This window comes from Bradyrhizobium liaoningense (assembly GCF_018130785.1).
Lineage (GTDB): Bacteria > Pseudomonadota > Alphaproteobacteria > Rhizobiales > Xanthobacteraceae > Bradyrhizobium > Bradyrhizobium liaoningense_A.
Genome location: NZ_JAFCJT010000002.1, coordinates 857,243 through 882,698, shown reverse-complemented (window position 1 = coordinate 882,698; position 25,456 = coordinate 857,243). Strand labels below are relative to the sequence as shown.

The following is a 25,456-nucleotide window of genomic DNA, read 5'->3' as shown; positions in this document are numbered from 1 at the left end:
TCCCTTTACGTCGCGCCCTCAGTGACGTCTCGTATATGTGGGAAAATTTACCACGTCAATTGCAATATGGGAAAAGTGGGATTGTGTCCCACGTGAGACGCCGGTACAATTCAGACATGAATGCCAAGTCCGGGTCCAAAGCAGCGGCTCCGCAGCCGAACGCCGCCGCGAAGCTGCACGCGCCGCTGGCGCGGCTGCTGCGCCCGCTCGTGCGGCTCTGCATTCGCAGCGGCATGACCTTTCCGGCATTGGCGCAATTGCTCCGCGAGCTGTTCGTCAACGTCGCCGAGCACGATTTTGCACTGGAGGGGAAAGAGCAGACCGACAGCCGTGTCAGCCTGCTCACCGGGATCCATCGCAAGGAGGTGGCGCGGTTGCGCGGCGCCGGCGCGCCCGTGAACGAGACGCCGGCGGCGGTGTCCTTGACGAGCGCCGTGATCGCGCGCTGGCTTGCCGCGCCTGAATTTACCGATGCAAAGGGCGAACCGCTGCCGCTGCCGCGCACGGCGGAAGGCGATGCGCCCTCGTTCGAGCAGCTCGTCGCCTCCGTCACCAAGGACGTGCGCCCGCGCGCGGTGCTAGACGAATGGATCGACCGCAAGCTCGTCACCATCAACGGTTCTGACGAGATCGAGCTGGTCGAGGCTGCCTTCGTCCCATCAGGCGAGGACGACAGCAAGTGGCACTATCTCGGCCGCAATCTGCACGACCACATCGCGGCCGCCGAACGGAACGTCTCGGGCGCCGGGCCGCGCTTTCTCGAACGCGCGGTGCACTACAACAACATCTCGCCGAAGCTGGCGCGGCGCCTCGAGGCGCGCTCGCGCGAGCTCGCGATGGACGTGCTGAAGACCGCCAACCGCGAGGCCAACCGTGCGCTCGCCAAGGACAAGGGCGGCGACGCACGCTGGAATTTTGGCATCTACATCTACAGCGAAGATGCCGATGACGCGGTCGACGCCAAGGAAAATGCCAAGGAAAGCGGGAAAGACGGCGGTCAAGAGGGTGGTTCTTCATGAGCCGTCCGCCGCTGATCTCTCGCCGTCTGCTGCTGACGGGATTTTGGCTCGCTGGTACCGCGATGGCCCACGCGCAGGTCAAGCGCGGCACCGATCAGGGCATCGGCGGCACCGGAATCAGACGCGGTGACGACCACGGCATCGGCGGCACCGGCATCGTCGGCCTGATCCAGCGGTTCGGCAGCATTTACGTCAACGGGCAGCGCGTCACTTATGCGAGCGACGTGCCGGTCCGGATCGACGGTGAGGCCGCGAGCCCGAGGGCGCTGCGCATCGGCCAGCTCGCGCGCGTGGTCGCGACCCGTCAGGCCGACGGCACGCTCGTGACGCGCAACATCACGATCGCGAGCGAGGTCTCCGGTCCGATCGAAGCCGTGAAGGGCAACGAGCTGACGGTGCTCGGCCAGAAGATCGTCGCAAGCGACAAGGAGAGCAAGCTTCGTGCGGGCACGCAGGTGGCCGTCTACGGCCTGCGCCGGACCGACGGCGTGATCGTCGCAAGCCTGATCGAGCCGCGGCGCGAAGCGATCGAGCGTGTCACCGGTCTCGTCGAGCGCGGGCCCGACGGCTTGCATATTGGCGGGCTGAAGCTGCGCGGCGTCGATCCGCTGCTGATCGGCCAGCGTGTCCAGGTCGAGGGCAGTTCGAGCCAGGGCGCGATGCAGGCCGCGCGCACGCGCATCGACGATTTCTCGGATCTCGTCGGCGCAAGCCGTCTCTCGATCGAGGCCTATGTGCAGCGCGCGGGATCGAACCTCCAGCTCGGCTCCGGCTTCGTGGCTCATGACGGCTCACGCTTCGGTCCAGCGGCCGGCGAAGCCCGGATGGTTGTCAACGGCGTGTTCGATCGCTCGCGCGGCTTCCAGGTGGAGTCGGCTCAGCCAATCGGTCAGGGGCCCGGAACACCTCCGTCCGGCGGAGGCAATCCCAATCGCGCGCCCGGAGGTTCGATCCTGCATCCAGATCGCGGCACGCCGAATCCGGGCGGCATTCAGCCCGGTGCACCAGGTGCGCCCGCGCCGGGATCGAGCCCCGGTGGCAACCCCGGCCCCGCGCCATCAGGACCCATAGGTCCGTCGGGTCCCGGCGGACTTGGTTCGCCCGGCGGGCCCATGGGGCCCGGCGGTGGAATGGGTGGTGGCGGTTTCGGAGGTCCCGGAGGCGGGATGGGGGGCGGCCGGCGCTAAGGCGCGTACGTCGAAAGCGCGGGACGCGGACTTAGCCCGCGCTGAGCCGCACGCCGGCGCGCAAGAATTTCTGCGGGTCGACCGCTTCGCCGTCGATGCGGGTTTCATAGTGCAGATGCGGGCCGGTGGAGCGGCCGGTCGAGCCGACGAGGCCGATGACCTGCCCGAGCTTCACGATCTCACCGACCTTGACGTTGATCTCGGAGAGATGGCCGTAGCGGGTCGAGAGCCCGTTGCCGTGGTCGACTTCGACCATCCGGCCGTAGCCGCCGGACCATCCGGCCGAGACCACCTTGCCGTTGGCGGTGACTCGCGCGGGATCGCCGGTGGCGGCACGGAAGTCGAGCCCGGTATGCATCGCGGGCCGGCCGAGGAACGGATCGCTGCGCACGCCGAAGCCGGAGGTGAATTCGACCTCGCCGATGACGGGCTTGCGGTAGGGCACCAGCGCCAGCGTGCGATTGAGACGGTCCATCTCTGCGCGGGTGGTATTGATGCGTGAGAGCTGCTTCTCGAACGCTCCCGCATTGGCCGTCAGCTTGACGGGCACGAAAGGACCGCCCATCGCGGAGCGCGGCACGGCGGCTTCGAGGCTGGCGAGATTGAGGCCGAGGTCGCTGACGACGCCGCGCATCCGGCGCATGCGTGAATCCATGCCTTCCTCGACGGCGCTGAGCGCCGCCATCTGGCGACGCTCGACCTGGTCAAGCGAGGTCGTGAGCCGGACCAGGACGTTGTCGAAACCCTGGCTCTTGGCGAATTGGCTGGTCGGCGGCGCCGCGACGGTCGGGGCGCGCGACTCAAGCCGCGCTTCGCGATCGGGCGGTGCCACGAAGATCACGGTGTCGCTGATCGGCGACGGCTTCGGCGTACCCTGGGTCGAATCACTGCGCTGCGGGGCCGAGCGGGGGATTGATCCGGTTACGTCGGGCATGGCCCCGAGCGCCGTGGCCCGGGACTCCAGCGCCGTCTGGCGCTTCATGATCTGGTCGAGCTTCTGGTCGAACTGTTCCTGGTCGAGCAGCTGCCGGCTGGTGGTGCGGTCGACCTTGGCGCGGAGCTCGGCAATGCGGTCCTCGTAGGCGTACTGCATCTCGGCCTGGCGCGCGATCAGCCGGGTCAGGACGTCGTCGCGGAAGGCGAAATAGGTGGCGGTCGCGGCCGACCAGAGTCCGAGCAGCACGACGGTGCCGACCACGATCCAGAACACCACGGGTCCCAGGCGGACCTGCTTGCCGTGATGCACGATGGTGTAGGCATCGTCGGCCGCGGGAAGGGGGAGCGCGGCTGCCACCGCGGCGGGACGGCGATGGAAGGCCCGTCCGTGGCCGTGCGCATGATGTTGGGGGTACTGCGAATATTGGGCAGAACTTTTCGACATCGGCACTCCCGCGCCGGTCGGATGAGTCCGTACGGCCTAATTGCCGCAGCAATCTGGGCCGGTCATGGTTAATTTTCCGGAAACGGAACCGCTCGAATTTAAAGGATTGGTTAAAGGCTTCTTGCCGCTTCCAGCACCTCGTCGGCGTGGCCGTCGACGCGAACATTGCGCCAGACCCTGGCCACCTTGCCGTCGGCGCCAAGCAGTATCGTGGTGCGAAGAATTCCGAGGAAGCTCTTGCCATACATGGACTTTTCGCCCCAGGCGCCGTACGCCTCAAGCATCTCGTGTTTCTCATCCGAGATGAGGGGCACGCCGAGACTGTGCTTGTCGCGGAACTTCTCCTGGGCCCTTAACGGATCGGCGGAGACGCCGAGCACGGCCGTGCCGGCAGCAGTGAAAGCATCCGCCAGCCGCGTGAAATCGATTGCTTCCCTGGTGCAGCCGGGTGTGTCGGCGCGGGGGTAGAAGAACAGGACGAGCTTCTGTCCGGCATAGTCCGCCAGCGAGATCACGTGGCCGCCGTCGCGGGGCAGGCGGAAGGCGGGCGCCTTCTGGCCCTCGGTCAGGGCCGCCTTCGCCTTCGCCTTTGCGGGGGCGGCGGCCGGTTTGGAGGAATTTAACTGTTTCGACGCGGCCTTATGTGATCCTGCTTTTGCTACGGTCCTGGTTGATTTGCTCGCCGGGGTCCGCTGTGTTTTCGCAGACTTTGTTTGAGTCGTTGCCCGCTTGGTCGGGGTCTTCTTTTCAGCCGTTGCGATGCCGGAGGGCGTTTTGGACGATTTCTTTCGGGATTTCTTGGACATACGCCTTCCTTTCGACGCTTTCGGCGGGTCAACCAAAGCGGTATTGCAGCTCTCGTCCGGTGTGCCGGAATCGCGTCCTCATCTGGGCAAGTCTGGCGACGCCGGGGTATGGTTACAAGGAATTCCACGCATCACCCCACTGCTCGTTGAACGCGCTCCCGGGGCGAAATGACGAACAGCAGGAATATTCGAGGTATGGCGGCAATGCCGGCACAGGGAGCTTCGCTTCCCGTGGACGGCTGCGGTCCCGGCGGTGCTCAATCCTACGATGGGCGCCTGTATCGAGAGGCAATGGCAAGGAATACGTCGCCCCAGGATTACAATCGGGATTTCGATCGGCGCGGCGGTCAACAGCAGCCGCAGGAATGGGACGACGCCGACTGGGATCCGGATCAGGAAGCAGCGGCGGGCCATCGGGCGCGCCGGCTGTTGTCGCGTTCCAATTCGGGTTTCCATCGCTTCGGTGACGGATTTGCGTCATTGCGGCGCTGGCTGGCCGCCGATCGCTGGCTGAAGCGGCTGGCCATCGTGGCCGGGGCCCTGGTCGTCATTTTCGTCGGCTGTTTCGGCGCGCTGTGGTGGCGGCTTGGCGCAGGTCCCATCAATCTCGACATCGCGACGCCTTGGCTCGCTGCCGCCATCGAGGACAATATCGGCCACGGCAACACCGTGGAGGTCGGCGGCACCCAGATCGAGCGGGCCGGGCGGATCCGCATCGCCGTGCGCATCCGTGACATCATCGTCCGCGACCACGATCACGTTGTCGTCGCCACCGCGCCGAAGGCCGAGGTGAAACTGTCGGGTGCAGGTCTCCTGATGGGGCATTTGCGCGCGGAAAGCCTCAACCTCGTCGATGCCGAGCTCGCGATCCGGATCGCGCCCGACGGCACGGTCACGGTGTCGGCCGGCGACACCGCAAAGCCGCTCGCAACCGGCGTCGCATCCAAGAAGGACGCGGGCCTGCCGCCGACATTCCCGCGCAATGGTGTCCCGCCGCCGCCATTCGCCACGGCACCGGCAAGCCCGGACGCATCACCGGCCGCCCCCCAGGCCGCTGCCCCGAGTGGCATTCTTCAGGGGCTCGACTGGCTCGACAGTCTGAGCATGACCGGCCTCGACGGCCAGAACCTCAACGAGATCGGCCTGAAGAACGGCAATCTGATCGTCGACGATCAGCAGCGCGGCAGCAAATGGAGCTTTGAGAACATCACGCTCAGCCTGCGCCGGCCGAGCCGTGGCGGCGTCGCGCTCAGCCTGGGCGAGGAGGGCGCGCGCCCGTGGTCACTGCGTGCCACGATTGGCCCCGCCGAGAACGGCGTGCGCTCGGTCGACATCCGCGCCGACAAGGTTTCGACCGCCAACATCCTGCTGGCGCTCCGGGTGAAGGACTTCACCTACACCGCCGACCTGCCGCTGACCGGCGAGCTCAAGGGCGAGCTCGGCCGCGACGGCGTGCCGACCTTCTTCCGCGGCAAGATCGCGGTCGGTTCGGGCAACATCATCGACACCGACACGCCAGATTATCCGATGGCGATCGACTCGGCCGAGATCAGCGTCGAGTGGGATTCGAACCGGCGGGTGCTGGTCGCTCCGTTCAAGATTCTCTCGGGCGCGAACCGCCTGACGCTTCTGGCCCATCTCGAGCCGCCGAACGGCACCATCAACGACTGGCAGCTTGGCTTCAGCGGCGGCTCGATCCTGCTGGGCGGCATCGACAACGAGCCGCCGCTGGTCTTCAACCGCATTGCGATCGGTTTCCGCTTCGACACCGACCACAAGCGCATGCTGCTGACGCAGGCCGATATCAGCAATGGCGAGATCGGCGTCGCCGGCACCGGTGCCATCGACTATTCGGGAGAGCCGCGGCTGACGCTGGGCTTTGCGGGAACGCCGATGTCGGCCTCCGCGCTCAAGCGGATGTGGCCGACGCTTGTCGTTCCCGAGTTGCGCGAATGGGTGATCGAGCGGATCGAGCGCGGCACGCTCCAGCGCATCGAGATCGGTGTCAATTCGCCGACGAGGAACCTTCCCCGCAAGGGCCCGCCCATTCCCGACGACGGCCTGTCCGTTAACATCGTGGCGAGTGGCGTCGCGGTCCGCCCCGTGGATGGCATGCCGGTGGTGCACGACGCCGACTTGAAGGCGCGTGTGACCGGGCGCACCGCGACGGTGAATATCGGGCAGGGCATTGCCGATACGCCGGCGGGCCGCAAGGTCACGATCTCCGACTTCGTTTTCGAGGTGCCGGATATGGCGCCTAAACCGTCGCCGTCGCGGACTAGGTTCCGCGTCGATGGCCCGGTGCCTGCGGCCGCCGAAATGCTCGCCAATGATCGCCTGAGCGATCTGTCGTCGACCGTCGTCGATCCCAACACCAGCAAGGGGACGTTCACGGCCAACATCCAGCTCGGCTTGCCGGTCAAGGGCGAGCTGACCAAGGCCGACACCACCTACGCCGTCACCGCCGATCTCAACGGCTTTGCCGCCGACAAGCTGGTGATGAACCAGAAGCTCGAGGCCAACAACCTCAAGATATCAGCGAACAACCAGGGCTACCAGGTCAAGGGCGACGTCAAGATCAACGGGCAGGCGGCCTCGCTCGACTATCGCAAGCCGACTGAAGGCGATGCGGATGTCAGATTGCAGGCGACACTGGACGATGCGAGCCGCGCTCGCCTGGGATTCGATCTGAGCCCCGCCGTCAGCGGCTCGCTGCCGATCAAGGTGTCGGGCAAGATCGCCGGTGGTCCCGACCAGACGACGAAGCTCGGTGTCGAGGCCGACCTGACCTCGGTCAAGCTCGACAACATCCTGCCCGGCTGGGTGAAGCTGTCGGGCAAGTCGGGCAAGGCCAGCTTCAAGGTGGTGCCGACGGCGCAATCGACGCGCCTGGAGGACATCGTCATCGAAGGCGGGGGCGCCTCGATCAAGGGGTCGGTGGAGCTCGATCCGAACGGCGATCTCTTGAACGCGAACTTCCCGACCTATTCGCCGTCCGACGGCGACAAGGCGTCGCTGAAGGTGGAGCGCAGCCAGGAGGGCGTGGTGCGCGGCACGATGCGCGGCGACGTGTTTGACGGTCGCGGTTTCCTGAAGTCGGCGATCTCAGGCAATTCCAAGGACGACGCCAAGAACAAGATGAAGAACGTCGATTTCGACATCGATGTGAAGCTCGGGGCCGTCATGGGTTTCAACGGCGAGGCGATGCGCAGCATCGACGCCAAGATGTCGCGGCGCAGCGGCGCGGTCAAAGCCCTCACGCTGAATGGACGGATCGGCAAGGACACGCCCGTGGCCGCCGATTTGCGCGGCGGCCGCGCCCAGGGCAACCGCGAGGTGATCTACCTCCAGACCAACGATGCCGGCGCGCTGCTGCGCTTCACCGACACCTACACCAAGGCGGTCGGCGGCCAGATGGTGGTCGCGATGGAGCCGCCGGCGTCCGAGCCGAACACCTCGCGCGAGGGCCTCATCAACGTCCGGGATTTCACCGTGAAGGGCGAGGCACAGCTCGAGCGCGTTGCCGCCGGGGCACCCAACGGGACCGGCAACGGCGTCTCCTTCAGTGCGCTTCGCGCCGAATTCACGCGCCAGAACGGCGCGCTGACGATCCGCGACGGCGTCGTGAAGGGCCCGATGATCGGCGCCACCATCGAGGGCTCGATCGACTATCCTGGCAACCAGGTGTGCATGAGCGGGACCTTCGTGCCGATGTATGGCGTCAACAACATCTTCGGCCAGATCCCGCTGTTCGGCATCTTCCTCGGCGGCGGCAACAATGAAGGATTGATCGGCGTGACCTACGAGGTCGTCGGGACGCCGGCCGCGCCCGTGATGCGCGTCAATCCGATCTCGGCGATGGCGCCGGGCCTGTTCCGCAAGATATTCGAGTTCAACACCGGCAAGCAGAACTCGCCGTTCGATGAATTCCCCTCGCAGTCGAACGATGGCTCGACCGGATCGACACGTCAGCTCTCGAGCGGCTGCAACCTCGCGCGGCGATAGAAGCTGTCCCCGTCGTCTGGCCGGGCTTGTCCCGGCCATCCACGCCTCACCACACCGCACCAAGAACGTCATGCCCGGGACAAGCCCGGGCATGACGACCTCTTGTAGATATTAAAATGACGTCGCGCCGCTTACGCCGCGCGAACACCCGCGAGGAACGTGCCGACCTCGCCGGAGAGCTGCTCGGCCTGCTTGGAGAGGTTCGATGCGGCCGCGAGCACCATGCCGGCGGCGTTGCCGGTCTCGTTCGCTGCGGTGCTGACACCGCCGATATTGGTGGTGACTTCCTTGGTCGCCTCAGCTGTCTGCGAGACGCTGCGGGCGATCTCGGCGGTGGCGGCACCTTGCTCCTCGATAGCCGCGCCGATCGAGGTGGCGATGCGGCTGACTTCCTCGATGGTGGCGGTGATGCCGCCGATGGCGTCCACGGCCTCCTTGGTCGCGCCCTGGATCTGAGCGATCTTGTCGCCGATCTCGCGGGTGGCTTCCGCGGTCTGGCTGGCGAGCGACTTCACTTCGGATGCGACGACCGCAAAGCCGCGACCGGCTTCACCGGCGCGCGCGGCTTCGATGGTGGCATTGAGCGCAAGCAGATTGGTCTGCGCCGCGATGCTGGAGATCAGCTCGGCGACATGTTCGATCTGCTGGGCGCCGTCCGAGAGCGCGCGGACGATGGTGTCGGTGCGCCGTGCACTGTCCACTGCGCGGCCGGTGACTTCCGCGGACTGCGCAACCTGGCGGCTGATCTCGGTGATGGAGGAGGAGAGTTCCTCGGCGGCAGCCGCGACCGTCTGGACGCGCTGGCTGGCTTCGGTGGCGGCGGAGCCGACCACGGCGGCGCGGCGATTGGTGCCCTCGGCCGTGGACGACATCGACTTGGCGGTGGTCTCGAGCTCGCCGGAGCCCGAGGCCATCAGGCCGACGAGCTGGCCGACGGAGGCATCGAACCGGTCGGCGAGGGCGATCAAGGCGTCACGCTTCTCCTGCTCGCTGCGGGTCTTGGCGGCAACCTGTTCGGACTCCAGCGTGCGCGCCGTCAAAGCGGTCTGCCTGAGCACTTCGAGGGTCTCGGCCATGCGGCCGATCTCGTCACCGCGGCCGGTCTCCTCGACCGGCTTGTCGAGGGAACCGTCGGCAATCTCCTGCATCCGGGTCTTCTGGCGATCGAGCGCGCCGAGCACGTCGCGAGCGATCAGCCACGACAACGTCGCCATCAGCAGCATCAGTCCGAGGCCGACGGCGGCAAGCTCGAGCGTCAGTGAGCGCACATCGGCGTCGATGTCGTCGACATAGAGGCCATAGCTGATCGTCGCGTTCCAGGGCGCGAACTTGCGCGCGAACACGGTCTTGCGTACCGGCTCGGTCTGGCCGGGGCGGGGGTAGAGATAGGAGGCTACGCCGCCGCCATTTTGATCGCCGGCCTTGAGGATCGCGTCGGCGATGAGAACGCCGTTGGAGTCGATCGCGCCCGTGATCTTGCCCTCGAGTTGCTGGTTGGCGCCGTTGACGAGGAGGGAGGTGTCGGCGTTGTAGACGACCGGATAGCCCTGGTTGCCGTTGAAGGTCATGCGCCGTCCGCGCATGTGGAACTGGGCCTTGGCCTCGGCCTGCGTCAGCTTGCCGGCGGTGACATCGTCCTGAACCGACTGGGCGAGGTTGTAGAGCATGTCGACCGCGGTCTTCATCTGCTGGACCCGGTCCTCCATCATGCGGCTCTTGCTGAGGAAGGCCGATACCGCGATGATGGCTGTGACTGTGAGAGCCGCAAGGCAGACCATGCTGGCAAGCTTGGTGCGGATCTTCAGGTGGCTTAGCAGCTTCATCGCAGCCTCAACGGAATGGTTGTTATTGCTCGCATCGGTAGCATGAAGTTCTTACCAATCATGAACATAGGCGTGTGGCGGCCTGCCGCGCGCGTGACCGTTCGCAGGCTGATGCGCAATCGTGCAGGCAAACCGACATGCGTCGGCGCAGGCGAGTCCGCATGCTGGAGAAGATCGATCTTCTTTGGTGGTCATCGAGCTCTGCCGGAGCGGCCATGAACCGATTCGTTCACCGCCTCATTATGTCCGTGCTGCTCGTCGCGGCTCTCGTTCTCATCTGGAACGTCTTGGGCTCGCGGTAGACGGCACCGGCAACGCCGCCGGTGCCGTCCGTGACTTGCGCGTCAATTGCACGCGTCAGCGCCGCGCGAACGCGCCGCCGGTTGAGTCGCGTTCGTTGCCCATCGCCGCATCGACGCTGACCGAGCCGCCGCCGGCTGCCGAGAGGTAGAGGCAGGCGAAGCAGAACAGGATCGCCGCGGTGCCGCCATTGAGCAGCGGCAGGAACACCGGCGTCTCGCCCTTGAACATGTGGCCCATGAAGTAGGCGAAGGCCATTTCACCCGAGAGGATGAAGGCGGTGAGGCGGGTGAACAGGCCGAGGATCAGGAGCGCGCCAAGCACCAGTTCGAGCGTACCAGCCGCGTAGATGATCGGCGGGATGTTCGCGAAGTAGGGTAGCACCGGAAACTTGAACAGCTTGGCGACGCCGTACTGGAACAGCAGGAGTCCGGTGATGAAGCGAAACAGGCTCAAGAGAACCGGTTGAAAGCGAGTGAGATAGGGAAAGTTCATTGGTTTGTGCCCTCCATCCAATGCGCGACTTGGACCGCATTCGGTTCCGCCTCGCAAGCCACCCCGGATCGTTTCGGCGCTGACATTTTCGTCATGTAGGACAAAACACCGCAGTTCGTCCCTTCACTCCGGTTGCGCCTGTTTTTTTCGCACGCGGTGCCACGTGTTCGTCCGTAATTTCCCGGTGACACCGAGGAGTGCAGGTTACGTCGGGGAGACCTATTCCCGCAAGGCGGGGACGATCAGGAATGGAATCATTCCGAGGATCACGCTCGCAAGTGCGAACGCGAGCAGGAGATTGTAACCGTGGGTGACGTCGTGGATGAGGCCGCCGCTCCATGAGCCGAACGCGGAACCCAATCCGCTGCCGATCGAAATCGTGCCGAAGATCGTGCCGACGCGCTTGCCGCGAAAAATCTTCATCGCGGTCGCCGTGATCAGCGGGCCGCGCGAGCCCATCATGCTGCCGAAGCAGACGACGAAGCCGGTGAGCAGGATGATGTTCGGATAATACTGCAACAGCCAGAGCAGGAAGATGCCGAGGATCGAGATCGCGTAGCTGAGCAGCACCGAGGGCCGGCGCCCGATCAGCCCGTCGAGCGCCGACACGCCGAGCATGCCGAACACCAGTACCACGCCCGAAAAACCCCAGGCGGTCGCGGCCTGGAGCGGCGGGAAGCCCGCATCGATCAGATAGGCCACGATCTGCGCGGCGATCGCATACATGCCGACGGCGGTGAAGAAGAAGGTCGAGAACAGCGCCCAGAAGGCGTGGTGGCGCATCGCGCTCACAAGCGTCCAGCCGTTGTCGATGAATGCAGGATCGGTCTTCTTGGTGACATGCGGCGAGCCGACCGCGAACATGCGCCAGGGCAGGAGGAGCAGTGGAACGAGCAACGCGAGGGCGGCGAAGCCGTATACCTGATAGGTTTCACGCCAGCCGAGATGATCGATCAAAAGCTGCGAGGTCGGGAGCAGCGCCAGCACGCCGCCACCCATCGCCGAATAGACCACCGCCATCGCGGTCGGCAGCTTGGGGCCGAACCAGCGGCCGAGCAGGATAGAGTTCGGCACGTTGCCGATGAAGGCGACGCCAATGCCGACGCAGAGGCCGATCGAGAGCTGAAATTGCCAGAGCGCCTGTGCGTGCGCCGCGATCAGGAAGGCCGAGCCGAGCAGGAAAAGCCCGAGTGCGTAGACGATGCGCGGTCCGGAATGGTCGAACAGGCGCCCGACCAGTGGCGCGGTCAGCCCGCTGATCAGCCATGTCAGCGAATAGATCGAGACGATTTGCGCACGGTCCCAGCCAAAAGTTTCGGAGATCGGCTTGAGGAAGACCGTGAAGCTCTCGCTCAGGCCTCGCCCGAGAACCGCCAAAGTGAAACACAACCCGAGCACCACGAGCGCGGTGCGCACCGCGCCTTGCTGCGTCGCAGCTACATTTTCGCGGCTCGTTTCCTTGGGCGTGTTCTGGTCCATTGCAGGTCAGGGAGCGCGCTTCGGCGCGCCCTGACAAGCATCAAAAGCTCATACGCCTATGCAGGCCGGATGAGGACGTGCTTCTTCTTGCCGAAGGACAGCTTGATCACGCCTTCGGGCGTCAGATTGCCCGCCGACAGCGCCATCTTCTCGTCGGTGACGGCCTCATCGTTGACGCGCAGGCCGCCACCCTTGATCTGGCGCCGTGCTTCGCCATTGGAGGCAACCAAGCCCGCCTTGACGAAGGCGTTGAGCACGCCGATGCCGGCGTCCAGCTCGCCGCGCGGAATTTCCACCGTCGGCAGGCTTTCGGCCAGCGCGCCTTCCTCGAAGGTGCGGCGTGCGGTTTCGGCAGCCTCGTTCGCGGCATCGCGGCCGTGCAGCAGCGCGGTCGCCTCGGTGGCGAGCACCTTCTTGGCCTCGTTGATCTCCGAGCCGCCGAGCGCCTCGAGCTTCCTGATCTCGCTCATCGGCAGCGTCGTGAACAGTTTCAGGAACTTGCCGACGTCGGCGTCCTCGGTGTTGCGCCAGTATTGCCAGAAGTCATACGGCGAGCACTGGTCGGCGTTGAGCCAGACCGCGCCCTGCGCGGTCTTGCCCATCTTGGCGCCCGATGCCGTCGTCAGCAGCGGCGTCGTCAGCGCGAACAGCTGATGGGTACCCATGCGGCGGCCGAGATCGACGCCCATGATGATGTTGCCCCACTGGTCCGAGCCGCCCATCTGCAAATGGCAGCCGGCGCGCTTGGCGAGCTCGACGAAATCGTAGGCCTGGCAGACCATGTAGTTGAACTCGATGAAGCTCATCTCCTGCTCGCGCTCGAGGCGCAGGCGCACGGAGTCCATCGTCAGCATGCGGTTGACCGAGAAATGCCGGCCGACGTCGCGCAGCATCTCGATCCAGTTCAGCTTGGTCAGCCACTCCGCATTGTCGAGCATGATGGCGTCGCTCTTGCCATCGCCGTAGTTCAGCACCTTGGCGAACACGCCGCGGATCGATTCCTTGTTGGCCTCGATCTCGGCGACGGTGCGCATCGCGCGCGTCTCGTCCTTGCCGGAGGGATCGCCCACCATGGTGGTGCCGCCGCCCATCAGCGTGATCGGCTTGTTGCCGGACTGCTGCAGCCAGTGCAGCATCATCATGGTCAGATAGTTGCCGATATGCAGCGAGCGGGCGGTGCAATCGTAGCCGACATAGGCGATCGCCTCGCCCTTGGCCGCGAGTGCGTCCAGCCCCTCGAAATCGGAGCATTGGTGGATGAATCCACGTTCCTGCAGGGTGTTGAGGAAATCCGATTTAAATGCAGTCATCTGTCGGCGTGCCTGACAATTCTTGGTTTACTGTTTCGGGAGCAATTTAAGGGTCTTCCGTGGGAACTCGGTTGCTGCCCGCCATTTGGCGCTGTGGCATTATAAGATGTGTCCCTCTGGCACAAGATCGGCATGCCGGAGGGATCTTTTGAGGACGCTGATCCATGATGTTGACGGCACTCGGTTTGATGAGCGGCACCTCGCTGGACGGGGTGGATGTCGCGCTGATCGAAACCGACGGAAAGCAAGTGAAGGCGTTCGGGCCGTCCGGTTACCGGGCCTACAGTCCGGCGGAGCGCAATTTGCTGCGCCAGGCGCTGAGCGAGGCCGTGCACCTGCCACGACGCGACGCCCGCCCGGGCATTCTAGCCGAGGCCGAGCGCGCGGTGACGCTGGCCCATGCCGAGGCTGTGGCTGCCTTCATCGCCCAGAACCGGATGAAGCCGGAGGAGATCGACATCGTCGGCTTCCACGGCCAGACGGTGCTGCATCGCCCTGAGCGACGGCTGACTGTCCAGATCGGCGATGCGACGGCGCTGGCGAAAGCGATCCATATCCCCGTGATGCACGACTTCCGCGCCGCCGATGTCGAGGCCGGCGGGCAGGGCGCGCCGTTCGTGCCGGTCTACCACCGGGCGCTCGTCCATTCACTGGAGCGCGAGGGGCCGGTCGTCGTCGTCAATATCGGCGGCGTCTCCAACATCACCTATATCGACGGCAACGACACGCTGATCGCCTGCGACACCGGGCCCGGCAACGCGCTGCTCGACGATTTCATGTACCGAACCATGAACCAGGCGTTCGATGCGGAAGGCAAGTTCGCAGCGCTCGGCAAGGCGGACGAGGCCTGGATCGCGCGAGCGCTGGAGCTGCCGTTCTTCGCAGGCCCGCCGCCGAAATCGCTCGACCGCAACGACTTTGGCGCACTCAGGCTTGGCGATGTCCCGCCGGCCGACGGCGCTGCGACGCTGACCGCCTTCACCGCGGCCGCGATCGCCCGGATCATCCCGCTCTTGCCGCGCCGGCCGCGAAGCTGGATCGTTTGCGGCGGCGGCGCCCGCAACCTCACCATGCTGCGCATGCTTCGCGAGCGGGTGGGCTCGGCCACCGTCGAGGCCGCCGAAACGCTCGGCTGGGCCTCCGACGCCATCGAGGCGCAAGCCTTCGGCTTCCTTGCCGCTCGCGGCCTCAAGGGCCTGCCGCTGTCCTACCCGGCCACCACGGGCGTGCCGATGCCGATGACGGGCGGGGTGATCGCCAGGCCCTGACGTCTCGGCCTGACGTCACGGCCCGAGGTCACGGCTGATTAATGCAAGTGCATTGATCTTGACGAATACATGCAAATGCATCTATCTTCGGTGGAGTTGCATCCAACCGCCGGGATCGTTGTCATGACCACCTCGCTCAAGCTGATCAGCCACAAGCTTTGTCCCTATGTGCAGCGTGCTGTCATCGCGCTCAAAGAGAAAGGCGTGCCGTTCGAGCGGGTCGACATCGATCTCGCCAACAAGCCCGACTGGTTTCTCAAACTGTCGCCACTCGGCAAGGTGCCGGTGCTGGTGGTGGCGACGGACAAGAGCGAGGTCGCGCTGTTCGAGAGCAACGTGATCTGCGAGTACATCGAGGAGACGCAGGCAGGCCTCAAGCTGCATCCGGCCGATGCGTTGAAGCGCGCCGAGCATCGCGCCTGGATGGAGTTCGGCTCTGCGATCCTCGGCGACCTCTGGGGCTTGGAGACCACGACCGACCCGGCGACGTTTGAAAGCAAACGCCAGGCGCTCATGGCCAAATTCGCGCGCGTGGAAGCCGCGCTAGGCTCGGGTCCGTACTTTGCAAGCGAGGCATTCAGCCTCGTGGATGCAGTGTTCGCACCCGTCTTCCGCTATTTCGACCTGTTCGACGAGCTGACCGAGCTCGGCATCTTCAGCGATCTGCCGAAGGTCCGCGCCTGGCGTGCCGAGCTGGCAAAGCGTCCGAGCGTCCGCACCGCGGTCGGCGCAGACTATCCGCAGTTGCTGCGTGCCTTCCTCGTGCGCCACGACGCGCATCTGCTGAAGCTTGCGGCCTGAGCGAACGCCGATGTCGCAATCCATGGCCTGGCTGATGCTGGTGATCGCCGGTGCGCTCGATGTCGGCTGGGCCATCTCGATGAAATATGCGGAAGGCTACACGCGCACGGGCTGGAGCGTGGTTTCGCTCGTGCTGCTCGCCGCCTTCGTCTTCCTGCTCGGACGCGCTTTGAAGGAGCTGGAGGTCGGCGTCGCCTATTCGGTGTGGACCGGCATCGGCGCCGCCGGCACCTTCGCTATGGGGGTGGTGCTGTTCGGCGAGCCGTTGAGCGCGATGAAGCTTGCGGGCATCGCGCTCGTGCTGTTGGGGATCGTCGCGCTAAAGGTCGCTTAGCGCACGTTGGCCAGACGCATGTCGAGATAGGCCGTGATGGTTTCCATCAGCGGCTCGAGCTTGGCGTCGAAGAAGTGGTTGGCGCCGGGGATGACCTGCTGGTCGATCACGATGCCCTTCTGCGTCTTCAGCTTCTCGACCAGCGTGTTGACGTCCTTGGGCGGCACCACCGCATCCTTCTCGCCGTGCACGATGAGCCCCGACGAGGGGCAGGGCGCGAGGAACGAGAAGTCATAGAGGTTGGCGGGCGGCGCGATCGAGATGAAACCCTCGACCTCGGGACGGCGCATCAAAAGCTGCATGCCGATCCAGGCGCCGAAGGAGAAGCCGGCGACCCAGCAGGCGCGTGCCTCGGGATTGATGGTCTGCGCCCAGTCGAGGGCGGCGGCCGCGTCCGACAATTCGCCGGTGCCGTGGTCGAACGAGCCCTGGCTGCGGCCGACGCCGCGGAAGTTGAAACGTAGCACCGAGAAGCCGCGATGCGCGAAGGCGTAGTAGCACTGGTACACGATCTGATGGTTCATCGTGCCGTGGAACTGCGGATGCGGATGCAGGATCATCGCGATCGGCGCGTTCTTCTGCTTGGCCGGGTGATAGCGGCCTTCGAGACGGCCAGCAGGGCCGGTGAAAATGACTTCAGGCATGATGATCTCTTGATTGATCCCTTGAAGACGGTCTTCAGCAATCAACCGATTGTGCGGACTTCCTCGGCTGCTCCTGCCGATCAAACCGCGAATGGAAGGGTGGAGCGGCGCCCTCGGATGATGCGCGAGCGGCGCGCAGCGAACTGACGCGCGCGTTCTAACATGAGGCGTGGGTCAAAAAGCAAGCATCTTGAACATCGCCCAATGGGCTCAAGATGTTAGCGTGTCATGGCGGCGTCATTGCGCGATGGGGATTCGGAATCGAGGTTGCCAAGCGCTGCACAGGGGCCCATGTCGGGCCCCAGGGCGGGTGCACCAGCCCGATCCGTGGAGTAATATAATACCTTATGCCGCACCGTGTCTATCTCGATTGGAATGCGACCACGCCGATGCGTGCTGAAGCGCGGACCGCGATGCTTGCAGCCTGGGAGCTGATCGGCAATCCGTCCTCGGTCCATGCCGAAGGGCGCGAGGCGCGCCGGCTGGTCGAGGAGGCCCGGGCCACGCTTGCAGCGGCCGTCGGCGCGCTGCCGCGGAACGTCGTCTTTACGTCCGCGGGGACCGAGGCCAACGCGCTGGCGCTGTCGCCGGGTCTGCGGAGACCGTCCGGCGGCCCTGTCGAGCGGCTTCTGATTTCGTCCATCGAGCATGCCTCGGTGCTGTCAGGCGGCCGGTTCCCGGCGGACAAGGTCAGCCAGATCCCGGTCACACGCGCCGGCGTCATCGACCTCGACCGTCTGAAGGCGTTGCTTGTCGACGGCCCGCCGGCTCTGGTCTCCATCATGGCCGCGAACAACGAGACAGGCGCAATTCAGCCGGTCGCAGCGGCCGCCGGGATGGTCCACGAGGCAGGGGGGCTCCTGCACGTCGATGCGGTCCAGGCGTTGGGGAAAATCCCGTTCGATATCAAGGCTGTGGACGCAGACCTTGCAAGCTTTTCCGCACACAAGATCGGCGGCCCCAAGGGCGTCGGCGCGCTGGTCGTTGCGGAGGGGATTACTGGACTGGAACCAGTGCTGCGGGGCGGCGGACAGGAGCTGAGCCGGCGCGCGGGGACCGAGAATGTCGCTGGCATCGCCGGCTTCGGGGCAGCGGTGAGAGCTGCCCTTCAGGCTCTGCCGGAGGATGCGGAGCGGATGGCAACTCTCAGAGACTCCTTGGAAAACGGTATTCGAGGGATCGCCGGCGCGACGGTCTTCTCGGTTGACATCAAGCGGTTGCCAAATACCATCCTTTTCACTGCTCCCGGCCTGAAGGCCGAGACCGCTGTGATCGGCTTCGACCTCGAAGGCGTGGCTGTGTCCTCAGGCTCGGCCTGTTCATCGGGCAGAGTGCAGCCGTCTCACGTGCTGTCGGCGATGGGGTATGATGCCACCGTTGCTCAAGGAGCGGTGCGTCTCAGTCTGGGCTGGTCCACGGAACCAGATGACATCAACAGGGTGTTAGAGGCTTGGCGAAAGCTTGGTAATACCCTACTTAGAGGCTAAGCGACGAAACACGGCTTGAATGGTTCTAAGCGCGTGCTTTCTGCCAAAAAACATCGTAGTACTCGTCCAAGTTTGATCCACCGCGGTCCTTGAAACCGCGAGCGGAGGATAGAATGCCAGCCGTGCAAGAGACGGTCGAGCGCGTGAAGCGCATCGACGTCGATCAGTATCGTTATGGGTTTGAAACCCTGATCGAGTCCGACAAGGCCCCTAAGGGACTGTCGGAAGAGACCGTCAAGTTCATCTCCGAGAAGAAGAACGAACCCGCCTGGATGCTCCAGTGGCGGCTCGAGGCCTATCGGCGCTGGCTGACCATGACCGAGCCGACCTGGGCGCGCGTCGACTATCCCAAGATCGACTTCCAGGACCTCTATTATTACGCGGCGCCGAAGCCGAAGAAGACGGTCACCTCACTCGACGAGATCGATCCGGAGATCCTGAAGACCTACGAGAAGCTCGGCATTCCCCTGCGGGAAGTCGCCATGCTCGAGGGCGTCGAGCCGAAGCCCGGCGAGGAAGATCCCGCGCGCCGCAAGATCGCGGTCGACGCGGTCTTCGACTCGGTCTCGGTTGCGACCACGTTCAAGGCCGAGCTGAAGAAGGCCGGCGTGATCTTCATGCCGATCTCGGAGGCGATCCGCGAGCATCCCGAGCTGGTGCAGAAATATCTGGGATCGGTGGTTCCGACCTCGGACAATTTCTACGCGACGCTGAACTCGGCGGTGTTCTCCGACGGCTCGTTCGTCTACGTGCCGCCCGGTGTGCGCTGCCCGATGGAGCTGTCGACCTATTTCCGCATCAACGAGCGCAACACCGGCCAGTTCGAGCGCACGCTGATCATCGCCGACAAGGGCTCCTACGTCTCCTATCTCGAAGGCTGCACCGCGCCGCAGCGCGACGAGAACCAGCTGCACGCGGCCGTGGTCGAGCTCGTCGCCCATGACGATGCCGAGATCAAATATTCGACGGTGCAGAACTGGTACCCGGGCAACTCGGAAGGCAAGGGCGGCATCTACAATTTCGTCACCAAGCGTGGCGACTGCCGCGGCAACAACTCCAAGATCTCCTGGACCCAGGTCGAGACCGGTTCGGCGATCACCTGGAAGTATCCGAGCTGCATCCTGCGCGGCGACAATTCGCGCGGTGAGTTCTACTCGATCGCGATCTCGAACGGCTTCCAGCAGGTCGACTCGGGCACCAAGATGATCCACCTCGGCAAGAACACGTCGAGCCGGATCATCTCCAAGGGCATCGCCGCCGGCAAGTCGCAGAACACCTATCGCGGCCTCGTCACCGCGCATCGCAAGGCGACAGGCGCGCGTAACTTCACCGCCTGCGATTCCCTGCTGATCGGCGACAAATGCGGCGCGCACACCGTGCCGTACATCGAGGCGAAAAACTCCTCGGCAACGTTCGAGCACGAGGCGACGACCTCAAAGATCTCAGAGGACGTGCTGTTCTACTGCATCCAGCGCGGCCTCAGCCAGGAAGAAGCCGTCGGCCTCGTCGTCAACGGTTTCGTCAAGGACGTGCTTCAGCAGCTGCCGATGGAGTTCGCGGTGGAAGCGCAGAAGCTGATCTCGATCTCGCTTGAAGGGTCGGTTGGCTAGCTATGGCCTCATCCTGCGGAGGCCGCGGAACGCGGCCGTCTCGCAGGATGGACGTAGGAAAGATTGTTGGCCTGGTCCTTCGAGACGCGCCTTCGGCGCTCCTCAGGACGAGGAGATAGATGGAAAATCAAAATGGCTTTGCTTGAAGTGAAAGACCTGAAGGTTCGTGTCGAGGAGCGTGAGATCCTCCACGGGCTGACGCTGACTGTGAACGAGGGCGAGGTGCACGCGATCATGGGGCCGAACGGCTCCGGCAAGTCGACGCTCTCCCACGTCATCGCCGGCAAGCCCGGCTATGAGGTCACCGACGGCCAGATCCTGTTCAAGGGCGAGGACCTCTTGGAGATGGATCCCAACGAGCGCGCCGCGAAGGGCGTGTTCCTGGCGTTCCAGTATCCGGTCGAGATTCCCGGCGTCGCCACCATGACCTTCCTGCGCACCGCGCTGAACGCGCAGCGCAAGGCGCGTGGCGAGAGCGAATATTCGACCCCGGACTTCCTGAGGAAGGTCCGCGAGGTCTCGAAGTCGCTGAACATTCCGCAGGACATGCTCAAGCGCGGCGTCAATGTCGGCTTCTCCGGCGGTGAGAAGAAGCGCAACGAGGTGCTGCAGATGGCGCTGTTCGAGCCCAGCCTGTGCATCCTCGACGAGATGGATTCCGGTCTCGACATCGACGCGCTGCGCATTGCGGCCGATGGCGTCAACGCGCTGCGCTCGCCCAAGCGCGCGATGGTCGTCATCACCCATTATCAGCGGCTGCTCAACTACATCGTGCCCGACGTGGTGCACGTGATGTCGAAGGGCCGTGTCGTGAAGAGCGGCGGCAAGGAACTGGCGCTCGAGCTGGAAGCGTCCGGCTACGCCCAGTTCGAGGATGCCGCGTAAGGAATTTTGCGATGAACGTTGCTGTGGCAAAGACCGGAAACGGCCGCGCGGTGAGCGATCTCTTCGCCAGCGCCGAAGGCCGCTTGCCGGGTTCGCCTTCTGTGATCGCAGTGCGTCGCGAGGCGTTCGAGACCTATGAGCGTCTCGGCCTGCCCCATCGCCGGATCGAGGAATGGAAATACACCGATCTGCGCGCGCTGGTCGGCGAGGTGCTGCCGCTGGCAGCCGCGCCCGATGCGGCTGCGCTGAAGCGCGCCGCAGAGGCGGTGAAGGCGCATGCGATCGCGGGCGCCCGCAAGCTGGTCCTCGTCGACGGCGTGTTCGCGGCCGATCTCTCGGACGTCAAGGCGCTGGCCTCTGAAGCAGGCTTCAAGACGTCGCGGGAGACGCTGGAGAAGGATGCCGGTCTTTTGAAGACCGCGTCCACCGATGCCGTGATCGCGCTGAATGCGGCGCTGGCCACCGACGGCGTCGTGTTGTCGATCGCCGACGGCGTGCAGCTGTCCGCACCGATCCAGATCATCCACATCGCGACCGCTTCGTCCGCGTCGGCTTTCAGCCGTTCGCAGGTCGCGATCGGGAAGGGCGTTCGTGCCACCATCATCGAGAGCTTTGTGGCGGCCGGTGCCGAGGCTTACCAGGTCAACGACGCCGTCATCGTCTCGGTCGGCGACAACGCCGACGTCGCGCATATCCGCCTGCTGGACGATGCGCCCGACGCGGTCAACGTCACCTCGCAGTTCGTCACGGTCGGCGCGAACACGAAGCTTAATTTCTTCAACATGACCACCGGCGCCGCGGTCAGCCGCTTGCAGGGCTTTATCACGCTGGCGGGCGAGGGCAGCGAGCTCTCGGTCAACGGCGTGAACCTGTTGCAGAAGACCGAGCACGGCGACACCACGCTGGTGGTCGATCATGCCGTGCCGAACTGCGTCAGCCGCGAGGTCTTCCGTGCCGTGATCGACGATCGCGCCCATTCGGTGTTCCAGGGCCGCATCATCGTCCGTCCCGATGCGCAGAAGACCGACGGCAAGATGATGACCCGCGCGCTGCTGCTCTCGGACGAAGCTGAAGCCGACAACAAGCCCGAGCTCGAGATCTTCGCCGACGACGTCTCCTGCGGCCACGGCGCCACTGCCGGCGCGCTGGACGACAGCTTGCTGTTCTATCTGAAGGCGCGCGGCCTGCCGGAGAAGCAGGCCCAGGCGCTGCTGATCCAGGCTTTCGTGGGCGAGGCAATCGAGCAGATCGCCGATGACGGCTTGCGCGAGCACGTGATCGGCATCGCCGAGCGCTGGCTGGAGCGACGCCAATGAGCACGCATCCGGCAGTCAAGAACGGCGCCTATGACGTCGCGCGGGTGCGTCAGGATTTTCCGGCGCTGGCGATGCAGGTCTACGGCAAGCCGCTGGTCTATCTCGACAACGCCGCCTCCGCGCAGAAGCCGAGCGCCGTGCTTGACCGCATGACGCAGGCCTATACGTCCGAATACGCCAACGTGCATCGCGGCCTGCATTACCTCGCCAATGCCGCGACCGAAGCCTATGAGGGCGGCCGCACCAAGGTGGCGCAGTTCATCAATGCGCCGCGGACTGAAGAGGTCATCTTCACCCGCAACGCGACGGAGGCGATCAACCTCGTCGCGTCGTCGTGGGGCGAGCCGAACATCAAAGAGGGCGATGAGATCGTCATCTCGATCATGGAGCACCACTCCAACATCGTGCCGTGGCATTTCCTCAGGGAGCGCCATGGTGCCGTGATCAAGTGGGCGCCGGTCGACGACGAAGGCAATTTCCTCATCGACGAATTCGAGAAGCTGCTCACGGCCAAGACCAAGCTGGTGGCGATCACGCAGATGTCGAACGCGCTCGGCACCATCGTGCCGATCAAGGACGTCGTGAAGATCGCCCATGCCCGCGGCATCCCGGTGCTGGTCGACGGCAGCCAGGGCGCGGTGCATCTGCCCGTCGACGTCCAGGATCTCGGCTGCGACTTCTACGTCTTCACCGGCCACAAGGTCTATGGGCCGACCGGCATCGGTATCCTCTGGGCCAAGTACGACCACCTCGTCGCGATGCGTCCCTATAATGGCGGCGGCGAGATGATCCGCGAGGTCTCGCGCGACGTCGTCACCTATGGCGATCCCCCGCACAAATTCGAGGCAGGCACGCCCGCGATCGTCGAGGCTGTGGGCCTTGGCGCGGCCATCGACTACGTCAATTCGATCGGCAAGGAGCGCATCGCCGCCCACGAGCACGATCTGACCACCTATGCCCAGGAGCGCTTACGCGAGATCAACTCGCTGCGGCTGATTGGCACCGCCCGCGGCAAGGGCCCGGTGATATCCTTCGAGCTCAAGGGCGCGCACGCCCATGACGTCGCCACCGTGATCGACCGCCAGGGCATCGCGGTGCGCGCCGGCACCCATTGCGTGATGCCGCTTTTAGAGCGGTTCAACGTGACCGCCACCTGCCGGGCGTCGTTCGGCATGTATAATACGCGGGAAGAAGTCGATCATCTGGCACAGGCGCTGTTGAAGGCGCGGGATTTGTTCGCATGAGTGACACGGCCGAAGTCAAAGTCAATCCGATGGAGACCCAGTCGGCGCTGCCGCCTGAGGAGACCGAGCGTCTCACCACCGAGATCATCGCGGGCCTCAAGACCGTGTTCGATCCGGAGATCCCGGCCGACATCTACGAGCTCGGCCTGATCTACAAGGTCGAGATCAAGGACGACCGCTCGGTCGACGTCCAGATGACGCTGACGACGCCGAACTGCCCGGCTGCCGGCGAGCTGCCGACCATGGTCGAGAACGCGGTTGCCAGCGTCCCCGGCGTCGGCGTGGTCGACGTCAAGGTCGTCTGGGAGCCGCCGTGGTCGCCGGAACGCATGAGCGACGAGGCCCGCCTCGTGCTCAACATGTGGTGACGGCCTCTGCCCGCATTGAATTCGCTCCGCAACGGACCACATAGGTAACATGACCCAGGCAACACCAGCTTCGACACCAAAGCCCCGGCGGCCGCGCCCGCAGGTGATGCGGCTGACGGATGCTGCTGCCCAGCGCATCAGCGAGCTGACCCAGCGTGCCGATTCCGAGATCGTGGGCCTGCGCGTCGGTGTGAAGAACGGCGGCTGCGCCGGTCAGTCCTACACCGTTGAATACGCCCATGATGTCCGTCCGACCGACGAGGTCGTCGAGGACAAGGGCGTCAAGATCCTGGTCGACCCCAAGGCCGTGCTGTTCCTGCTCGGCACCGAGATGGACTACAAGGCCGACAAGATGCAGGCCCAGTTCGTCTTCAATAACCCCAACCAGGTCTCCGCCTGCGGCTGCGGCGAGTCGGTCGAGCTGCGCCCGGCCAAGATCGACGGGTAGGCCCGACTCTTGTCCCCGCCTAGTGCGCAATTGCGCACGGGCGCGGGGACCCATACCGCGTGACCTATCTTTAGCGGGAGGTGCCAGTACCGGAGCTGGCACGACGGACAGTCTTCGCTAAACTTCTCCCTCGGGCTATGGGTCCCCGCGCCCGTGCGCAATTGCGCACTAGGCGGGGACGACGCTTGGGGGGAGAGTTGGGCCATGGACCGCGAATTCCTGATCGACCTGTTCGCCGATTTCGGCCCCGTCACTATCCGAAAAATGTTCTCCGGCTACGGCATCTCCGCCGACGGCATCAACTTCGCGCTGTCTCTGCGCGCCGGCCTGTTCTTCCGCGCCGACGAGGTGACGATCCCGGACTTCGAAGCGGAAGGCTCGAAGCCGTTCCAGTATTCGACCCGCGCCAAGACCGTGCTGGTGAATTCCTACTGGGAGCTGCCTGCGCGCCTGTTCGACGATTCCGCGGAGCTTGCGCAATGGGCGAAAGCGGCGCTTGCCGCCGCCCAGCGCGCCAAGGTGAAGAAGCGGCCGAAAGCGAAGAAGGCGGAGCCGAAGAAGCCTCTTGCCAGGAAGCGGCCGGCCAAGAAGGCAATCAAGAAAACGGTGCGTCGGGTGGGCAAAGCGACCCGTCCGCCGTAGCTCGTAGAGCGACGGCGGAAGCGTGCCCACCGTTAGGTTCATTCCACCGCCTTGGTCAGTCCGACCCTCATGTCCTTGGCCGTGAAGACGCAGGTGCCGTCGGCGAGCACGCGACCATCGGCAATTCCGAGCACCAGCTTGCCGCGGCGGACCATGCGCATGGCGACTTCGTAGCGCACGCATCGCGTCTCCGGCGTGACGAACCCCGTGGCATCCACCTCGCCGACGCCGATGGCGCGGCCCTTGCCCGGTGAGCCCGACCAGCCGAGCCAGTAGCCGATCATCTGCCACATCGCATCCAGGCCAAGGCTTCCCGGCATCATCGCGTCACCGCGAAAATGGCAACGAAGAACCAGTGGCTGGGCACAATATCGAGTTCGCCGACGATGTGGCCTTTGCCGAACTCGCCGCCGTCCAGGCTGATCTCGGTGATGCGGTCCATCATGAGCATGGGCGGCGCCGGCAATTGCGCGTTGCCCGGGCCGAAGTAGCCGCCTTCGCTCGATCTCAGCAGTTCGTCCCTGGTGTAGGACGGTTGCGGCGCGTGAAAGTCATGGGGATTGGGCAAGACGACAAGTCCTCTGGACGCTCGCGGTCAGGCGGC

At 64.8% G+C, this 25,456-nt stretch carries 21 protein-coding genes and 1 pseudogene; 14 read left to right on the top strand and 8 right to left on the bottom strand.

Features of this window, described 5'->3' with window-relative positions:
* The first annotated feature begins 116 nt into the window (after positions 1-116).
* Positions 117-1,019, top strand: a complete 903-nt coding sequence (locus JQ627_RS09855) for a DUF6502 family protein (protein WP_212483974.1) — start codon at positions 117-119, stop codon at positions 1,017-1,019.
* On the top strand, positions 1,016-2,206 hold the full coding sequence (locus JQ627_RS09850) for a DUF5666 domain-containing protein (protein ID WP_212483973.1): 1,191 nt from the start codon (positions 1,016-1,018) through the stop codon (positions 2,204-2,206). The genes JQ627_RS09855 and JQ627_RS09850 overlap by 4 nt, the downstream gene beginning before the upstream one ends.
* Before the next feature lie 31 nt (positions 2,207-2,237).
* On the opposite strand, the gene JQ627_RS09845 is transcribed toward JQ627_RS09850, so the two are convergent.
* Together JQ627_RS09845 and JQ627_RS09840 are read right to left on the bottom strand one after the other, a co-directional pair.
* Positions 2,238-3,587 (bottom strand): M23 family metallopeptidase, encoded by a 1,350-nt coding sequence (locus tag JQ627_RS09845; RefSeq protein WP_212483972.1) that lies wholly within the window; start codon positions 3,585-3,587, stop codon positions 2,238-2,240.
* 110 nt (positions 3,588-3,697) lie between these two features.
* Positions 3,698-4,393 (bottom strand): peroxiredoxin, encoded by a 696-nt coding sequence (locus JQ627_RS09840; protein WP_212483971.1) that lies wholly within the window; start codon positions 4,391-4,393, stop codon positions 3,698-3,700.
* Between the two features lie 204 nt (positions 4,394-4,597).
* On the opposite strand from JQ627_RS09840, the gene JQ627_RS09835 reads away from it, so the two are divergent.
* The gene (locus JQ627_RS09835) at positions 4,598-8,398 is read left to right on the top strand and encodes a DUF3971 domain-containing protein (protein WP_212483970.1); all 3,801 of its coding nucleotides are present in this window, start codon (positions 4,598-4,600) and stop codon (positions 8,396-8,398) included.
* A 131-nt stretch (positions 8,399-8,529) separates the two neighbouring features.
* Here the strand turns inward: JQ627_RS09835 and JQ627_RS09830 are convergent, their stop codons facing one another.
* The 4 genes from JQ627_RS09830 to tyrS form a co-directional block, all read right to left on the bottom strand.
* The gene (locus JQ627_RS09830) at positions 8,530-10,221 is read right to left on the bottom strand and encodes a methyl-accepting chemotaxis protein (RefSeq protein WP_212483969.1); all 1,692 of its coding nucleotides are present in this window, start codon (positions 10,219-10,221) and stop codon (positions 8,530-8,532) included.
* A gap of 357 nt (positions 10,222-10,578) precedes the next feature.
* Positions 10,579-11,016 carry a DoxX family protein gene (locus JQ627_RS09825; protein ID WP_212483968.1) on the bottom strand — a complete coding sequence of 146 codons (438 nt, stop codon included), beginning with the start codon at positions 11,014-11,016 and terminating at the stop codon, positions 10,579-10,581.
* Between the two features lie 219 nt (positions 11,017-11,235).
* Positions 11,236-12,495: an MFS transporter gene (locus tag JQ627_RS09820; RefSeq protein WP_212483967.1), complete on the bottom strand. Its 1,260-nt coding sequence runs from the start codon at positions 12,493-12,495 to the stop codon at positions 11,236-11,238.
* 56 nt (positions 12,496-12,551) lie between these two features.
* Entirely contained in the window at positions 12,552-13,805 is a 1,254-nt protein-coding gene (gene tyrS / locus JQ627_RS09815) for a tyrosine--tRNA ligase (protein WP_212483966.1), read from the bottom strand.
* Positions 13,806-13,969: 164 nt separating this feature from the next.
* Here tyrS and JQ627_RS09810 point away from each other — a divergent pair, with 164 nt between their 5' ends.
* The 3 genes from JQ627_RS09810 (at position 13,970) to JQ627_RS09800 (ending at position 16,208) form a co-directional block, all read left to right on the top strand.
* Positions 13,970-15,073, top strand: coding sequence for an anhydro-N-acetylmuramic acid kinase (locus JQ627_RS09810; RefSeq protein ID WP_212483965.1), 1,104 nt, complete (start codon positions 13,970-13,972; stop codon positions 15,071-15,073).
* A 123-nt stretch (positions 15,074-15,196) separates the two neighbouring features.
* Positions 15,197-15,874: a glutathione S-transferase family protein gene (locus JQ627_RS09805; protein WP_212483964.1), complete on the top strand. Its 678-nt coding sequence runs from the start codon at positions 15,197-15,199 to the stop codon at positions 15,872-15,874.
* 10 nt (positions 15,875-15,884) lie between these two features.
* Positions 15,885-16,208 (top strand): multidrug efflux SMR transporter, encoded by a 324-nt coding sequence (locus tag JQ627_RS09800; protein WP_212483963.1) that lies wholly within the window; start codon positions 15,885-15,887, stop codon positions 16,206-16,208.
* Here JQ627_RS09800 and JQ627_RS09795 read toward each other — a convergent pair.
* Positions 16,205-16,852, bottom strand: a complete 648-nt coding sequence (locus JQ627_RS09795; protein ID WP_014495555.1) for an alpha/beta hydrolase — start codon at positions 16,850-16,852, stop codon at positions 16,205-16,207. The two genes, JQ627_RS09800 and JQ627_RS09795, sit on opposite strands and share 4 nt — an antisense overlap.
* 347 nt (positions 16,853-17,199) lie before the next feature.
* Here JQ627_RS09795 and JQ627_RS09790 point away from each other — a divergent pair, with 347 nt between their 5' ends.
* The 8 genes from JQ627_RS09790 to JQ627_RS09755 all read left to right on the top strand — a co-directional run bounded on the left by JQ627_RS09790 (position 17,200) and on the right by JQ627_RS09755 (position 24,852).
* Complete coding sequence (locus JQ627_RS09790) at positions 17,200-18,339, top strand: cysteine desulfurase family protein (protein ID WP_212483962.1); 1,140 nt, start codon at positions 17,200-17,202, stop codon at positions 18,337-18,339.
* Positions 18,340-18,452: 113 nt separating this feature from the next.
* Positions 18,453-19,949: a Fe-S cluster assembly protein SufB gene (gene sufB / locus JQ627_RS09785; RefSeq protein ID WP_014495553.1), complete on the top strand. Its 1,497-nt coding sequence runs from the start codon at positions 18,453-18,455 to the stop codon at positions 19,947-19,949.
* Positions 19,950-20,081: 132 nt separating this feature from the next.
* Positions 20,082-20,834 (top strand): Fe-S cluster assembly ATPase SufC, encoded by a 753-nt coding sequence (sufC, locus tag JQ627_RS09780; protein WP_212483961.1) that lies wholly within the window; start codon positions 20,082-20,084, stop codon positions 20,832-20,834.
* A gap of 11 nt (positions 20,835-20,845) precedes the next feature.
* Positions 20,846-22,150 (top strand): Fe-S cluster assembly protein SufD, encoded by a 1,305-nt coding sequence (sufD, locus tag JQ627_RS09775; RefSeq protein ID WP_212483960.1) that lies wholly within the window; start codon positions 20,846-20,848, stop codon positions 22,148-22,150.
* Complete coding sequence (locus JQ627_RS09770; RefSeq protein WP_212483959.1) at positions 22,147-23,394, top strand: cysteine desulfurase; 1,248 nt, start codon at positions 22,147-22,149, stop codon at positions 23,392-23,394. The genes sufD and JQ627_RS09770 overlap by 4 nt, the downstream gene beginning before the upstream one ends.
* Positions 23,391-23,762, top strand: coding sequence for an SUF system Fe-S cluster assembly protein (locus JQ627_RS09765; RefSeq protein WP_212483958.1), 372 nt, complete (start codon positions 23,391-23,393; stop codon positions 23,760-23,762). The genes JQ627_RS09770 and JQ627_RS09765 overlap by 4 nt, the downstream gene beginning before the upstream one ends.
* A gap of 106 nt (positions 23,763-23,868) precedes the next feature.
* Positions 23,869-24,210, top strand: coding sequence for an iron-sulfur cluster assembly accessory protein (locus JQ627_RS09760; protein WP_014495548.1), 342 nt, complete (start codon positions 23,869-23,871; stop codon positions 24,208-24,210).
* Positions 24,211-24,414: 204 nt separating this feature from the next.
* Positions 24,415-24,852, top strand: a complete 438-nt coding sequence (locus JQ627_RS09755; protein WP_212483957.1) for a TfoX/Sxy family protein — start codon at positions 24,415-24,417, stop codon at positions 24,850-24,852.
* Positions 24,853-24,890: 38 nt separating this feature from the next.
* Here JQ627_RS09755 and fabA read toward each other — a convergent pair.
* Positions 24,891-25,420 (bottom strand): annotated as a pseudogene (fabA, locus tag JQ627_RS09750) (bifunctional 3-hydroxydecanoyl-ACP dehydratase/trans-2-decenoyl-ACP isomerase).
* Positions 25,421-25,456: the final 36 nt, after the last annotated feature.

Excerpts from the sequence above, each read along its gene's own strand:
- JQ627_RS09810 (WP_212483965.1), top strand. The coding sequence starts at position 13,970 with ATGATGTTGACGGCACTCGGTTTGATGAGCGGCACCTCGCTGGACGGG.
- JQ627_RS09800 (WP_212483963.1), top strand. The coding sequence starts at position 15,885 with ATGTCGCAATCCATGGCCTGGCTGATGCTGGTGATCGCCGGTGCGCTC.
- JQ627_RS09825 (WP_212483968.1), bottom strand. The coding sequence starts at position 11,016 with ATGAACTTTCCCTATCTCACTCGCTTTCAACCGGTTCTCTTGAGCCTG.
- sufD (WP_212483960.1), top strand. The coding sequence starts at position 20,846 with ATGAACGTTGCTGTGGCAAAGACCGGAAACGGCCGCGCGGTGAGCGAT.
- JQ627_RS09835 (WP_212483970.1), top strand. The coding sequence starts at position 4,598 with ATGCCGGCACAGGGAGCTTCGCTTCCCGTGGACGGCTGCGGTCCCGGC.
- JQ627_RS09765 (WP_212483958.1), top strand. The coding sequence starts at position 23,391 with ATGAGTGACACGGCCGAAGTCAAAGTCAATCCGATGGAGACCCAGTCG.
- JQ627_RS09760 (WP_014495548.1), top strand. The coding sequence starts at position 23,869 with ATGCGGCTGACGGATGCTGCTGCCCAGCGCATCAGCGAGCTGACCCAG.
- tyrS (WP_212483966.1), bottom strand. The coding sequence starts at position 13,805 with ATGACTGCATTTAAATCGGATTTCCTCAACACCCTGCAGGAACGTGGA.
- JQ627_RS09795 (WP_014495555.1), bottom strand. The coding sequence starts at position 16,852 with ATGCCTGAAGTCATTTTCACCGGCCCTGCTGGCCGTCTCGAAGGCCGC.
- JQ627_RS09855 (WP_212483974.1), top strand. The coding sequence starts at position 117 with ATGAATGCCAAGTCCGGGTCCAAAGCAGCGGCTCCGCAGCCGAACGCC.
- JQ627_RS09755 (WP_212483957.1), top strand. The coding sequence starts at position 24,415 with ATGGACCGCGAATTCCTGATCGACCTGTTCGCCGATTTCGGCCCCGTC.
- JQ627_RS09820 (WP_212483967.1), bottom strand. The coding sequence starts at position 12,495 with ATGGACCAGAACACGCCCAAGGAAACGAGCCGCGAAAATGTAGCTGCG.
- JQ627_RS09790 (WP_212483962.1), top strand. The coding sequence starts at position 17,200 with ATGCCGCACCGTGTCTATCTCGATTGGAATGCGACCACGCCGATGCGT.
- sufC (WP_212483961.1), top strand. The coding sequence starts at position 20,082 with ATGGCTTTGCTTGAAGTGAAAGACCTGAAGGTTCGTGTCGAGGAGCGT.
- JQ627_RS09805 (WP_212483964.1), top strand. The coding sequence starts at position 15,197 with ATGACCACCTCGCTCAAGCTGATCAGCCACAAGCTTTGTCCCTATGTG.
- JQ627_RS09845 (WP_212483972.1), bottom strand. The coding sequence starts at position 3,587 with ATGTCGAAAAGTTCTGCCCAATATTCGCAGTACCCCCAACATCATGCG.
- JQ627_RS09850 (WP_212483973.1), top strand. The coding sequence starts at position 1,016 with ATGAGCCGTCCGCCGCTGATCTCTCGCCGTCTGCTGCTGACGGGATTT.
- JQ627_RS09840 (WP_212483971.1), bottom strand. The coding sequence starts at position 4,393 with ATGTCCAAGAAATCCCGAAAGAAATCGTCCAAAACGCCCTCCGGCATC.
- JQ627_RS09770 (WP_212483959.1), top strand. The coding sequence starts at position 22,147 with ATGAGCACGCATCCGGCAGTCAAGAACGGCGCCTATGACGTCGCGCGG.
- sufB (WP_014495553.1), top strand. The coding sequence starts at position 18,453 with ATGCCAGCCGTGCAAGAGACGGTCGAGCGCGTGAAGCGCATCGACGTC.
- JQ627_RS09830 (WP_212483969.1), bottom strand. The coding sequence starts at position 10,221 with ATGAAGCTGCTAAGCCACCTGAAGATCCGCACCAAGCTTGCCAGCATG.